Origin of the sequence: Pseudomonas sp. UM16 (assembly GCF_050312595.1) — a bacterium.
Lineage (GTDB): Bacteria > Pseudomonadota > Gammaproteobacteria > Pseudomonadales > Pseudomonadaceae > Aquipseudomonas.
Genome location: NZ_JBNPJT010000001.1, coordinates 215,300 through 228,703, shown reverse-complemented (window position 1 = coordinate 228,703; position 13,404 = coordinate 215,300). Strand labels below are relative to the sequence as shown.

11 protein-coding genes are annotated in these 13,404 nt (G+C 59.5%); 1 reads left to right on the top strand and 10 read right to left on the bottom strand.

The window, feature by feature from the left end:
* Positions 1-26: 26 nt before the first annotated feature.
* The 10 genes from icmH to ACQRAX_RS01010 all read right to left on the bottom strand — a co-directional run bounded on the left by icmH (position 27) and on the right by ACQRAX_RS01010 (position 11,686).
* Positions 27-740, bottom strand: coding sequence for a type IVB secretion system protein IcmH/DotU (gene icmH, locus ACQRAX_RS01055; protein WP_412037600.1), 714 nt, complete (start codon positions 738-740; stop codon positions 27-29).
* Positions 737-2,080, bottom strand: a complete 1,344-nt coding sequence (gene tssK, locus ACQRAX_RS01050; protein ID WP_412037601.1) for a type VI secretion system baseplate subunit TssK — start codon at positions 2,078-2,080, stop codon at positions 737-739. Before tssK ends, icmH begins: the two co-directional genes overlap by 4 nt.
* On the bottom strand, positions 2,077-2,829 hold the full coding sequence (gene tssJ, locus ACQRAX_RS01045) for a type VI secretion system lipoprotein TssJ (protein ID WP_412037602.1): 753 nt from the start codon (positions 2,827-2,829) through the stop codon (positions 2,077-2,079). The genes tssK and tssJ overlap by 4 nt, the downstream gene beginning before the upstream one ends.
* Positions 2,830-2,853: 24 nt before the next feature.
* Positions 2,854-5,457 (bottom strand): type VI secretion system ATPase TssH, encoded by a 2,604-nt coding sequence (gene tssH, locus ACQRAX_RS01040; protein WP_412037603.1) that lies wholly within the window; start codon positions 5,455-5,457, stop codon positions 2,854-2,856.
* A complete protein-coding gene (gene tssG, locus ACQRAX_RS01035; RefSeq protein WP_412037604.1) occupies positions 5,454-6,524 on the bottom strand; it encodes a type VI secretion system baseplate subunit TssG in 1,071 nt (356 codons plus the stop codon). Before tssG ends, tssH begins: the two co-directional genes overlap by 4 nt.
* Positions 6,488-8,308: a type VI secretion system baseplate subunit TssF gene (gene tssF / locus ACQRAX_RS01030; protein WP_412037605.1), complete on the bottom strand. Its 1,821-nt coding sequence runs from the start codon at positions 8,306-8,308 to the stop codon at positions 6,488-6,490. The genes tssG and tssF overlap by 37 nt, the downstream gene beginning before the upstream one ends.
* On the bottom strand, positions 8,308-8,790 hold the full coding sequence (gene tssE / locus ACQRAX_RS01025) for a type VI secretion system baseplate subunit TssE (RefSeq protein ID WP_412037606.1): 483 nt from the start codon (positions 8,788-8,790) through the stop codon (positions 8,308-8,310). The genes tssF and tssE overlap by 1 nt, the downstream gene beginning before the upstream one ends.
* A gap of 26 nt (positions 8,791-8,816) precedes the next feature.
* Entirely contained in the window at positions 8,817-10,319 is a 1,503-nt protein-coding gene (tssC, locus tag ACQRAX_RS01020) for a type VI secretion system contractile sheath large subunit (RefSeq protein ID WP_045183943.1), read from the bottom strand.
* A 14-nt stretch (positions 10,320-10,333) separates the two neighbouring features.
* Positions 10,334-10,867: a type VI secretion system contractile sheath small subunit gene (gene tssB, locus ACQRAX_RS01015; protein ID WP_045183942.1), complete on the bottom strand. Its 534-nt coding sequence runs from the start codon at positions 10,865-10,867 to the stop codon at positions 10,334-10,336.
* A gap of 69 nt (positions 10,868-10,936) precedes the next feature.
* Complete coding sequence (locus ACQRAX_RS01010) at positions 10,937-11,686, bottom strand: hypothetical protein (protein ID WP_412037607.1); 750 nt, start codon at positions 11,684-11,686, stop codon at positions 10,937-10,939.
* A gap of 488 nt (positions 11,687-12,174) precedes the next feature.
* On the opposite strand from ACQRAX_RS01010, the gene ACQRAX_RS01005 reads away from it, so the two are divergent.
* Positions 12,175-12,879 carry a hypothetical protein gene (locus ACQRAX_RS01005; RefSeq protein ID WP_412037608.1) on the top strand — a complete coding sequence of 235 codons (705 nt, stop codon included), beginning with the start codon at positions 12,175-12,177 and terminating at the stop codon, positions 12,877-12,879.
* Positions 12,880-13,404 lie beyond the last annotated feature (525 nt).

Below are 13,404 nucleotides of genomic sequence, written 5' to 3'. Positions count from 1 at the left end.
TCCTGACTCGGTTACCTGATAGGGGCTCAGGCACTGAACAGCTGGCTGATGTGTTCGGACAGTGCGGCGACGTCCTTTTCCAGTAACCAGTCGAGCGTCAGATAGACAGCAACGCAGACCAGCGCGATCAACGCCAGGTATACCCATACCGGCACTTCGTGACGGAGCATTTGCGAGACCTGGTCAGGTAACGCCCAATCAGGCGACAGTGCCTTGGGCGGTTTGCGGTAGCGCGCGATGTCCTGGCCCAGGGTATTGGCCAGGTAGCGCAGCTCGTTGGTTTGGCCGAGGCCGAACTTGCCTTCGAAACCCAGGGCCAGGCACAGGTGATAGACCTCCAGAACATCGAGGTTGTGCTTGACGTCGGCGCGCAGCGCATCGACTTTTTCGAAGAAGCCTTTACCGGCCAGGTGCACACCGAAATAGCGGAACTGCAAGGATTGCATCTCGACGTGCTGGCGCAGCGCGTTGTCGCCTGAGCGCAGCACGCTCTCATCGAGGAAGGCGCACAGGGCGTACTGAGTATTCTTGACCTGTTCAACGCTGTAGTTGGCGGCGCGGGCATCGCGCTCCAGGTCGGCGAAGAAGCGTTCGACACTGGCCTCAAAGGCGCTGATCGAGGTCGGCTGGCGGCCACGGCGCACCATCAATGCCATGCTGATGAAGTCTTGCACCAGGTCCTTGAGGCCTGGTTTATCGTTGGCGGCCGTCACGGCGCCCTGCAGTACGGCTTCGGTCATTTGAGCACCGCCATCAGTTCAAGCTTGAGGTTGGTAAAGGCGCTGGGCGCGTAGAAACAGATGGTCTGGGCATTCATCATGCGTTCGTACACCAGGCCATGGGGCTCGATGGCGAAGTACTGATTGTCCAGGCGCACCGGAATCGCGTTGGGCAGTCGCGTCGAGTGGTTGAGGGTGACGCCGGGCATGGCGCTGTTGACCACCACTTCAATGTCTTCCGGCGAACCGACCTTGAACGCTCGCGGCACCAGCTCCAGCAGGCTGGCGCCAGGCATGTCGGCGTGTACCGAAATGTAGAAATCGGCTTCGGTCAGGCGTGGGTCCTGCAACTGGCCCTGCCAGTACGAAGGCTTGGTCTGGTTCAGCTTGATGACGATGCACTGGTTGGGCACGACGTTGTCGAGCATTACCCGGATCATCTCGTCGAGCTTGACCAGTGAGGCTGCCGGGTCGTGATGGTCATACTCGGGAAGGTCATGGAGCTGGGTGTCGAGGGTAAAGGTCAGCAAGCCACCGGCCAGGTCGGCGAGGAACAGGTACAGGCGCTCCGGGTGCAGACGCGGGTGGGCCAGCAAGTGAGCCAGTTGCGGATAGGCGCGGTTGACGGTGTTGAGCAACCAGAACAGGGTGACATCACTGGAACCGAACTCGGCAATCTGGTCGGCACGTTCGCGGCGCCGCCCTGACAAGGCCTTGCTCTTGGCGTGCAACGCGCCAAGCAGGCGTTTGCCCATGCCCACCAGGGTCTCGTGGCTGCCCAGGTGCAGGGTCGGGTGAACAAAGTGCGGGTCGAGGTTGAAACCGCCCATGTTATTGCGCGACAGCTTGGCGATCGGGCAATAGCTGTAGCCATCGAGATTATCGCCGTCGACCAGCATGACCACGTTCAGGCGCAGGCTGGTGATTTCGTTTTCCAGGTCGCCTTCGTTGAGGTCCGGCAAGGTGTCGAACTGCTTGCGAAAGCGTCGGGCACTTTTCTGCTCCTGGCCGTCTTCGACGTAGTTCAGGCCGAACGGCTCGGGTAGTTTCAGCGCGGCGTAGACCTTCAGGTCGTTGCCTTTGAGCAAGTCCTTGAGGTCACGGGCAGCGGGCAGCGGGTCGTGCTGTGGCGCGTCGAACAGGCTGCCATCCGGGAACACCAGTTTCAGGCGCTTGAGCTGCAAGGAACCGTTGGCCAGCGCATCCTCGTCCACCTGCAAGGCCTGCACGCCCCAATGAAACGGCGTGCTGCGCAGCGTCGCCTCAGCCAACTGGTGCTGATGGAACTCGTCCTGGTACTGGAAATGCTGGGGCAGCAGGAACATGCCTTCCGACCACATCACCCGGCTCTGCTTGCTCATTTAACGCTTTCCACTAAAGAGTTGAAGGTTGAATCCATGGCGTTTTGCGCGGACTGCCCGGCGGCATCTTCGGCTTTGTCGAGCAGGGCGCCCTGGACTTTGTTGGTCCAGCGGTTCTGCCCGGCGGCATCGGCCTTTTGCTGGGCGGCGGCCAGTTGCTCGACAGTCGGGGGTTTGTTCAACACATCAACGCCACGCAGGGCGGTGATGTCGGTCTGGTCGACCAGAATTCGCAAACCGTCGGAGGAGAACCAGATGCCGTCTTTACGCAGCGAGTCGGCGTCGAAGGCGACTTTCCAGCGGCCGTTGTCATCGACGCGAAAGAACGCCGCTACGCCGACGTAGCGTGCAGTCTTGCTCAGCGGCCACTGGTCGATCTGGCCAATGCCCGGCAATAGAGTGATCTCGCGGCTTTCCACCAGGGTGCTGCCCAGGGCTTTTTTCGGGTCATCCCACAGGGTGTCGGCGTCGACCGTGGTGAAACGCTCAAGGCTGGTCAGCTGATACACGCGCATCACCACCGACAACGGCGTGCCGCTGGCGTCGGGGTTGAGCTGATTGCCACCGTCCGACGTGAGGATGACTTTTTCGCTGTCTGCAAGCATGTCGGCGGCCCAGGAGTCGTCCATGCGCTTGCCGATACGGTCAGTCACGCCACAGCCAGCGAGCACCAGTAGCATTGCCACTGCGGTCAGCCGTTTGATCTGCGCCGGCATTGCCAGCGACTTCCCTGTTTGTCTGTGTTCCATGGTGTTTTACCTGTAGATACTCGCTCAGGCCAGGTGGTAGGCGAAGTCGCCGTCGCTGCCCAATTCGATGCTCAGACGTTCGATCGGGCGGTCCTGCGCCATGCGCTCCAGTACGCGCTGAGCGAGTTCCGGCATCAAGGTTCTGGACAGAATGTTGTCGATGTTGCGTGCACCGCTGTCGACTTCGGTGCAGCGCGCCGCAATGGCTTTGATCAGGGCCTCGTCGTAGCTCAGTTCGGCCTGGTGATTGCGCTCGAAGCGCTTGCGGATGCGTTCCAGTTTGAGCGCGACGATGCGTTCGAGGATGGCGTCCTGTACCGGGTAGAACGGCACAATGCTCAGGCGACCAAGAAATGCCGGTTTGAACACTTGGTTCAGCTCATCGCGCAGGCCCTCGACGATGGTTTCGGGGCTTGGCGCGTGCTCGACATTCAGGCAGCCCTGCATGATTCGCTCGGTACCGGTGTTGGAGGTGAGGATGATCACCGTGTTGCGGAAGTTGATCTCGCGGCCTTCGCCGTCGTCCAGCACGCCTTTGTCGAAAACCTGGAAGAACAGTTCGAGCACATCCGGGTGGGCTTTTTCCACCTCGTCGAGCAACACCACACTGTAAGGCTTGCGACGTACCGCTTCGGTCAGCACGCCGCCTTCACCGTAACCGACATAGCCCGGTGGCGAGCCTTTGAGGCTCGAAACGGTGTGGGCTTCCTGGTACTCGGACATATTGATGGTGATCAGGTTGCGCTCACCGCCATACAGGGTGTCGGCCAGGGCCAGGGCGGTTTCGGTCTTGCCGACGCCGCTTGGGCCAAGCAACAGGAATACGCCAATCGGTTTGTTCGGGTCTTCCATGCGTGCGCGGGAAATCTTGATGCGCTTGCCAATCTCGTGCAGGGCGTGGTCCTGGCCCAGTACCCGCTCGCCGAGCAAGGCCGGCAGGCGTTGCACGGTGTCGATTTCGTCACGCAGCATCTTGCCCAGCGGGATGCCGGTCCAGCCGCTGATCACCTGAGCAATGGCGCTGCCATCGACCAGCGCATGTACCAGCGGTTGGTCGCCTTGCACGCGGCTCAGTTCTTCACGCAGCGCGGCGATTTCGTTGCCATCGTGCGACTCGCCTGCTGAGGCATCGAGGGCCTTGAGGCGCTCGACCAGCGCCAGCTCCTGCTGCCATTGCTGCTCCAGGCGCGCGCACTGTTGCTGCTCGACCTGCAGCGTTTCTTGCAGCGCGGCCAGGCGGCGGGCGTGGTCATGGCCTTTGCCGGTTTCCTGCTCCAACACGGCGATTTCCGCCTGCAGGTTATCGATCTGGCGTTGGCAGTCTTCCAGCGCGCCGGGCTGCGAGGATTGCGCCAGGGCGATGCGCGCGCAAGCGGTGTCGAGCACGCTGACGGCCTTGTCCGGCAACTGGCGGCCGGTGATGTAGCGATTGGACAGGCGCACCGCCTGCACCAGGGCTTCGTCCATCACCGCGACCTTGTGGTGCTCCTGCATTTTGCCGAGCAGGCCACGGAGCATATAGATAGCGTTGTCTTCGTCCGGCTCTTCGACCTTGACGACCTGGAAGCGGCGGGCCAGGGCGGCGTCCTTCTCGAAGTACTTTTTGTACTCGGCCCAGGTGGTCGCCGCGATAGTGCGCAGCTCACCGCGGGCCAGGGCTGGCTTGAGCAGGTTGGCGGCGTCGTTCTGCCCGGCCTGGCCGCCAGAGCCGATCAGGGTGTGGGCTTCGTCGATAAACAGAATGATCGGGTGCAGGCTGCGCTTGACTTCTTCGATCACCGACTTGAGGCGGTTCTCGAACTCACCTTTGACCCCGGCACCGGCCTGCAACAGACCCAGGTCGAGGGTGTGCAGGGCAACGTTTTTGAGCACCGACGGCACGTCGCCTTGGGCGATGCGCAGGGCCAACCCTTCGACCACGGCGGTTTTGCCGACGCCGGCTTCACCAGTGAGGATTGGGTTGTTCTGGCGGCGGCGGGTGAGGATATCGACCATCTGCCGCACCTCGAACTCGCGGCCCAGCACTGGATCGATACGACCCTCGCGGGCGCTCTGGGTCAGGTTGATGGTGTACTGGTCCAGCGCCGGGGTTTTGCCGTTGCCTTTGCTGGGCGTAGCGACCGCTGCTGCTGGGCTTGCCAGCGGGCTGGCCAGCTTCGACTCGGCACTGCCTTCGACCAGTGCCGCGAGGTTCAGGCGTAGGTCATCCGCGTTGATTTTCTCCAGCTCTGGTGCCGAGGCGATGACCACCCGGCGCAGCTCGGCGTCATCGAGCAACGCCTGCAACAGGTGAGCGGTGCGGATCTGCCCCTGGCCGAACTCGATCGAGGCCAGCACCCAGGCCTGTTCAATCATCCGGGTGATATGCGGCGACAGCGCCGGGGTGCGGGTGTTGCCTTTCTTGAAGGTTCCCAGGGCGGTGACCAATTGCGCCTGCAGGCGCTCGGCGACCACATCGTAATGGCGCAGGATCGCCGGCAGGTCGTTGTCGCTGCTGTCGAGCAACTGCAACAGCAGGTGTTCGACTTCGACGTCGTAATGCTGCTCCGACAGACACAGGGCCGCCGCGCTTTCAGTGGCCGTGCGGCTGGTTTCATTCAGCTTGGCGAACAGAGACTTCAGGTTCACAGGGCGACCCCATCAAAAGGAATTTGGAATACGGCGCAACGCGAAGGTTCGACGTCGGCACCGGGGCGTTTGAGCCAGCCTTGCCAGCCCAACGAAACATTGCCGCCACGGCCCAGACGGGCGAGCGGAACGGCGTCGGCTTTAAGCCGTGGCGCGATCTGGAAATCCAGCTCGGCACCGACATAAAAACGCACCAGCTCGACCAGTCGGCAGTAGTCCGCGCTGCCTGGCTGGAAACGTTGATAATCCGCCAGCGCCAGCGGCCCCAGCTCGATGCGCACACACGACTGGTAATCCCAGACCCGGTTACCGGCCACGGCGCTTTGCCCCAGGCAGGCGTTCTTGCGCCCCAGCTGGGTGCACTGCGAGGCGTCGAGCTTGAGCCAGCGCCCGGCAAACGGTTTGACCTTGAACGGCAGGGAAAAGTAAAAGCCGAGCATCACTTCCAGGTTCAGCGCGTTGCGTGGCTTCTGGCTGAACAGGCCGGAGAAGTAACTGAACAGCTCGCGGCGTAGCGGCGACTGGCGGCGTTCGAACTTCTGCCGCTGCGCCCCAGGCCCCAGGCCCACCAGGTTGAGCAGGTAGCGGTCGAAGCCCGAGGTGCCGTTGCGTTCGTGCTCGATGTAGAACTTGTACTTTTGCCAGGCCTCGTAAAACAGCGTGGTCATGCGATGGGAAAAGATGTCGAGAAACGCATGGGCGGCATCGTCGCGGTACTGAATGTGGCGCTCCAGCAACAGCTCGGTGTACGGGCGTGGCAACACGCCTGACGGCCCGACCAGGCCCATGAAGGTAACCTGGACTTCCGACAGCGGCAGGCCGGTAGGCGAGACTTTGCCTTCACGCTCGAAATGCAGGTCGCTGACCTCGCTGGCGGGAAAATTCAGCGACAGCTGCGAGCGGAACCGCAACGGGTCCTCGTGCGGTCGGGTGGCCAGGTCCATGCGCCCGGTTCTGCTGTAGTGCAGGCGGAGCAATCGCACCAACTGAAAAAATTCGAATCGGTGCGGCTCAGCCCTTGCCTGGTCAATCAGACCAGGGGCTGATCGCCGGTTCGCGCGGGCCATTGGACGACTCTCTTTTCACGTTGCAAGGTGCGAAGGGTTAATTGGGTAAAGCTGTTCATCGAGCAGTACTGGCCAAAGAAATGGTCCAGGACCATGCCAAACAGGAACACACCGCTGCCGGTGTACTGGCTTTCATCAAAGGTCAGGGTGATGCCCACGCCGCGTACGAAGTTCGGCCGCGGGTGGCCGATACGCGCCACCACCGGTTCGCTGCTCACTGCCTTGATGCCGTTGATTTGTTTGCGGATCGCCGAAACGTTGCGGTAGTTGTACAGCGACAGCAGCTCAAGCAGCACTTCGCGGCCCTGGGACACCAGTGACATATGGTTAAGCGACAGGTGCGAGATCAGGCGCCAGATCAGGCCATTGCCCAGCGGCACCCGCACCGAGGCGGTGGGTTTGCGCAGGCAGCGGATGTCCTTGATCACCGAGTTGGACGGCATGTTGAAATCGCCACGCTCGCCCCCGAACGGCAGCATCAGCGGTACGTCGCGATTGCTGCAGGTCAGGCTGATGCTCAAGGTGTCACTGTTGCCGTCGATCAGTTCCAGATCACGGTCGACCACCCGAATCAGCATGTTCGAGCCGTCGCGCTGGGCGTGGCGGCGGGCGATCCAGAAGCTGTTGTCGTGGCCTTGATCTTCCCGTGGCTCGAAGAACGGGTGACAGGTGCCGACCTGGTCGATACCGCCTAGTTTGCGCACCCGGCGCACGCGATCAATCGACACCACCTCGGCCGCGTTGTGCAAGCGGATGTCCGGGGTTACCGCGTATTCATACTGGGTGTGCGACAACTTGATCGGCTCTGCCTGCTGGCGGAACAGGTTGATGATTGGCGTGCAGTTGAGCTTGAAGTTGTTGCGCCCGATGTTCTGCGTCAGCCGCGCCAAGCGCTCGCTCAAGTCATAGTCGGAGAAGTAGAAGTTGATTTCTACCTGCGCGACGTCTTTGCCATTGAGAATGCGGGCGAAACCCGACAGGTCGAAGAACATGAACTTGTCGGGGAAGGTGAAGTATTCGTGCAGCAGGCGATAACCGAGGAACGAACGCTCGGAATAGTCCACCAGGCCTTCATCTCGGCTGTAGCCCACGGCTTTCAGCGCGTCGGCCGGCAGGGCCACTTCGCGGCTGCGGCCCTGGTCCTGGAAGCTGAGGGTGGCCTTGGCCAGGTTATTGAACAGCAACTCGTACAGTTGCAGCATCAGCGTGCTTTCGCCGTCTAGGAAAAAGCGCAGGCGGTCCAGCTCCATCTTGCCGAACAACACATCGGAAGTGGCTTCCAGACGAATGCGCAGGCGTGCCACCAGGTCGGCGCTGTGGCCGTTGAAGGCCGAGCGTTCCATCTCCACAAAAGACGCCTGCTGCACCGCCAGCGGCCAGACCTCCACCGGGTAACAGGTGCGGAACTTACACACCACACCCTCGATCGGGTTGGCCTGCAGCTCGGTGTGGCGGGCCACGCGATAGGCTTCGGTGACCTTTTCCTGCTTGCCGAGGCTGAACTCAACGATCGACATCGACGGGGTAGGGCGCAGGTAATGCGGGTAGAGCACTTCCAGAAATGATTCAACGATCTCGGGAAACTCGTCATCGAGTTTCTTGTGTACCCGCGCGGCCAGGAACGAAAACGCTTCGATCAAACGCTCGGTATGCGGGTCTTCACAGTTGTCCCCCTCGATCAGCAAGCGCGAGGCGATTTTTGGATACTGCGCCGCGAACTCCTGGCCGAGAAAGCGCAGGTGTGACAGTTCCTTTTCGTAATAGGGCAACAGATCGTCGAGCATCAGTTGAGGTTCTGCACTTTGTATTCCTGGGTGTTGACCTGCAGCACTGCGTCAAACGAGACGTGGCGGCTGATGTCCTGCAGACGCAGTACCGCGTCTACCCGGAAGGTCAACATGCGATGGCCGGTTTGTTGCGCCAGAAGTTGCACACGAACGCTGCGAAAGCGCCGGTCGCCAGTGGTAATGGCCTTTTCCAGCTGACGTTGAATCAACGCCCGGTCTTGCGGGTCGAGCACGCTTTTGCTGATGAAATCGGGCATGCCGTAATCAAGGATGGTGCCGTTGAGCTGGGGGAAATCTTCCAGCTCGTTGGCGACCAGGGACTGGCGCGTATTGACCAGTATCTCCAGGTCGCGAACGATGCTGGCCTTGTAGTCGGCCAGCGAACATGAGCGCTGCGCAGACGCTTCCGCCGATTGAAACGGACGGTCGTCCAGCAATCGGTCCAGCAGCGAAGGCAACAGCCGGTGTTGGTTACTCATGTTCCATCCTTGAGAACAGGCGCAGGTCAGCCGCGCGTCGATTGCGGCAGTTCGGCAACCAGCCGCAATGAAGCGGTCAGCTCATCCAGTTGGTAGTGCGGCCGCAGGTAGGTGACCGCCTTGTACACACCGGGCTTGCCCGGCACTTCGAAGACTTCGGCACGTGCCTCGCGCAGTGGGAACTTGGCCTTGGCTTCCTGGCTGGCGGTGTCATCGAGCAACACGTAGCTGGCCAGCCACTTGTTGAGGAACAGCTCGACGTCTTTACGCGAGGCGAAGCTGCCGATCTTGTCGCGCATGATCGCCTTCATGTAGTGAGCGATGCGCGAGGTCGCGAAGATGTACTGCAACTGCGCCGACAGTCGCGCGTTGGCGTTGGCAATGTCGGTGTTGTACTGCTTCTGCTTCTGCGTCGACTGAGTGCCGAAGAACGCGGCGTAGTCAGTGCCCTTGCAATGCACCAGGGGGATGAAGCCGAGGTCCGAAAGTTCTTTTTCGCGGCGGTCGGTGATGGCGATTTCGGTCGGGCACTTGAGGGCGATTTCGCCGTCATCGGTCTTGAACGTGTGGGTCGGCAAACCTTCGACCAGGCCACCCCCTTCAACACCGCGGATCGCCACACACCAGCCGTAGCGCGAGAAGGCGTCGGTCACCCGGGTCCCCAGCGCATAGGCGGCGTTCATCCACAGGTATTTGTTGTGGTCGCGGCCATCGACGCTTTCAACGAAGTTGAACTCTTCCACCGGGGTGGTATCCGGGCCGTAAGGCAGACGACCGAGCACGTGGGGCAGGGTCAGGCCGACATAGCGCGAATCTTCGGAGGCGCGGAACGACTTCCACTTGGCGTATTCAACGGTGTCGAAAATCTTCGCCAGATCACGCGGGCCGGCCATGTCGGTGAACGAGTCCCAGCCGAACAGCTCCGGCGAGGCCGCCGAAATGAACGGGGCGTGGGCCGCTGCGGCAACGTGGGAAATCTCTTCGAGCAGGTACATGTCTTCCGGGTTGCGGTTGAACTCGTAGTCACCCAGCAACATGCCGAACGGTGCACCACCGAAGGTGCCGTACTCTTCTTCGTAGATCTTCTTGAACAGCGCGCTCTGGTCGAATTCGGAGGCGGCCTTGAGGTCGCGCACCAGGTCCTTCTTCGAAGCGTTGAGCAGGTGAATCTTCAGCGTGGTGCTGGTCTCGGTCTGGTCGACCTGGTACTTCAGGCCGCGCCACGAAGCTTCCAACTGCTGGAATTCACGGGCATGCATGATCTCGTTCATCTGCTCGGAGAGCATCGCGTCGATTTCGGCGATACGCGCATCGAGCACCGCGATCAGGTCTTTGCTCGGGGTCATTTCGCCTTCCAGCACCTGGCCGACCAGTTCGCCGATCAGGTCACGGGTGCGGGTGCGCTCGGTTTCGGAGCGGGCCACGCGGCTTTGCGAAATAATGCTGTCGAGCAGCGAGGATTGCGGGGCGAAGGCTTCCACTTCCACCAGATCGCTGGCCTGTTGCGCCACGGTTTGCTTGTCGGTCATCGTCAGGCTCCTGCTTACGCGTTGCGATCGTTGGCAGGAACTTCGGCGTCACGGCCGAATTCCTTGCCCAGAGTTTTAAGCTTCTCGGTGTTCTGCAACACGTCCATCAGCAGCTCTTCAAGCTTGTCGTTGCCGCCCATCTTGTTGCGCAGGTCGGCCAGCTTGTTGCGCACCTCGAGCAGCTTGCGCAGCGGCTCGACCTGCTTGACCACGTTCTGTGGCTCGAAGTCTTCCAGGCTGTTGAAGTTCAGCTCGACACCCAACTGAGTGCCGTTCTTGGCCAGGGTGTTGTCGACGCGATAGGTCAGGCGCGGCTTGATGCCCTTGAGCACGCCGTTGAAGTTGTCGCGGTCGATGAACACAAACTTACGGTCTTTGAGCTTGGGCAGAGGTTCCAGTGGGTTGCCGGAGAAATCGCCCAGCACACCGACGACAAACGGCAGCTCTTTCTTTTCCTGAGCATCGCCGATGTCTACGTCATAGGTGATGTGGACCCGAGGCGCGCGGACGCGGTCGAGTTTGTGCTGGGTACTTTCCTTCTTCGCCATGGTGATCTCCTGTGCGAGCAATTCGCTGCAAATCGTTTGCGTAGCGGTCTTTACGATTGACCGGGCGCGTTACAGTCCTTCGATCGTCAGCAACAGGCGCTGACGGATTTCATCGTTCATTTCCATGATGTTTTCGCGGCTCACCAGCTCTTCGAAACTGGTGTTGCCAGCGATCTGCGTGCTGCTGCGGATCACCGCTTCATCGGGCAGCTCGGAGCGTACCGGCGAGCTGATAATGCAAAACGGCAGATCGCCAAAGCCTTTGAGGCGCTCGAAACTCAGGGCAAAGCGCAGGCCTTCGAACAGGCGGCTCAAGCCGGGCGACTTGCTCAGGCAGTAGAACAACACCAGGTAATGCACCACGAAACGGTACAACTCGGCGCTGCTGCGATTGGGGTCTTTGATCACGCTACGAAACTGTGCGAGGTCGAACGAGCTGAAGCCCACGACCCAGCGCACCGGGCTGGTGATACGGATGCTCTGACCGCTTTGCGCGAGCACCTTGTCGTATTCCAGCGGGAACAGTTCGGGAGTGGTGCTGATCAGGTTGAGCGGGACTTCCAGCTCGCTGACCAGCTGGAAAGGGGAGGCCGAGCCGATACGCTCGTAGAGCTCGATGAGCTCCTTGAAGTGGTGCTGGGTTTCGCGGCCGCTGCTGCGTTGCGCGCCCTGCAGGTATTCACCGAACAGCGTTTGCGGACGGATCAGCAGGGCCAGGGTCGAGAGATAGTCCGACGCCTGCGCCTTCAGCGCATCGGAAATCACCCGGGTCTGGCTACGCAGCCTGATCAGTGCTTCGACATCAAACGTCTGTGTCATCGGTGCATCGTCCTTGAGCCTTCTTGTTCGTCCCGTAACACCGGTACGCATGGAAGCTGAATCACATCTCCCACGCACTTTGGTGCGATTCTGGGAGTGGTAATGGCACTTGAATATCGAGTTGCCAGCAATGTTCTGTAGGGCAGTCTTCTTGGGGAGAAGTTCCTGAGAGTCGGGCAATTTTTTCGTGATTCTGTGATGTGCCGCAATGATGTCTTAGTGCTACTAAATAGTGGCATTTTGGTATTCGAATGAAGTTTTGCCCAATAAAATCATAGGGTTAGGTGATGTTTGTTGGATCCAATCCGCAGTGCGGATTTTTTCGAAAAAGTGAACCAGGTCCGTTTTTGCGGAAGGTTTTTTCGAAAATGAACAGGAAGATTGGAGAGAAGGGGAGTCTGAATGATGGCACTGTAGGAGCGGGCGTTGTGTTTGTTGTTACCCTATAGCGTCATTGGATGACTACCTGGCGGGGAAGGAATAAGTTGATGTTCAGCGTCGAACCAGAACGATTTTTCGTGGAGCTATTCGCCGGCTGGTGCTTGTTTACGATGTTTGCACTCTCTTCAGTCGTGCTGAATTTCACGCTGTTGATCGTTCCGGCGGTGGTCGGCGTGCTGACGTTGACCTATTGCACCGTGGCGTGTGCATTTGGTTCTGAGCGTTTCAGTACGTATGCAACAGTGCGGCTGTTTTACAGTCTTTCGGTTTCGCCGATGGTGGCGTTTGTCTTGTTGCTCGCGTTGATGCACAAGCAGTCAAAGTCGACTTCTTTGGTAGCAGCGAGCATCAGTTGTGTGCCGCTGATTGTCACTGCAGTTGCCTATGTCTGGATGAGGGCTTTGAAAAATAAGCGCAGCCTTTTCGTCGTACGTGGGCAACGGGTTGAAGTGCTGGAAGTCGAATGGGTAAACCACAGGGTACTGGGTGGTGTATCGGCTGCTATTGGCGGTTTGCTCTTTCCGGTGTTTCAGACTTATAACATGGCCTATTCACTGTTGCTCATCGTCTTGATCGCAGTTTCGCTGTACAGGGTGCTTTCTAACAGGGCCAATATCTCAGCCTTGCGGGCGTTAAAGCAGCAAGCAGCACGCGATCGCTGCCATTACACGTTCATGAACATCGAAGAAATCCGAGAGAAGTGTGCAGCGTCTCTGCTCGGCCGGTTTTTTGCTGTCAGAGCCCGTCGTTAGAGCCTGCCAGGAAGTCAGCTGTCAAGGAGAGCGCCGCCTGCCCGGGAAGTTGGCGCACTTTGACAGGCACTACGGAGTTCTGTTCGGGGCTTGCCAGGCTTGGCTTACCGGTCGTCCACCTGGATGCATATCTCCCTATCACCAATAATCTTGCAAGGCCAGTTTCCGTTGATGTAGCGAGATGGTTTGAAGCATGCAAGTTCGTCATTGACCCAGAATAGTTGCCAAGCGGAGCCCGAAATTAACAACTTCGGACAGGGTGAGTAGTTGCGGGCCAGTAGTGCTACTGTGGTTAATATCATGAGTGCTGGTACAACATAAATCATTATTTTTATGGATGAGCTAAACATTAGATTTTGGAAGCGATAGAGTTTCGAGGATCGTGGTGGATCAAATTTTTTGCCGTTCCATGCAGCGATAGACGCCCCGATGACCAAAATCAGAACTCCGGGTGGTGCCATAAGCAGTCCGAACGCTAAGTATGGCACTTCTATGACAGGCGCATTCCTATAAATCCTTCCGTAA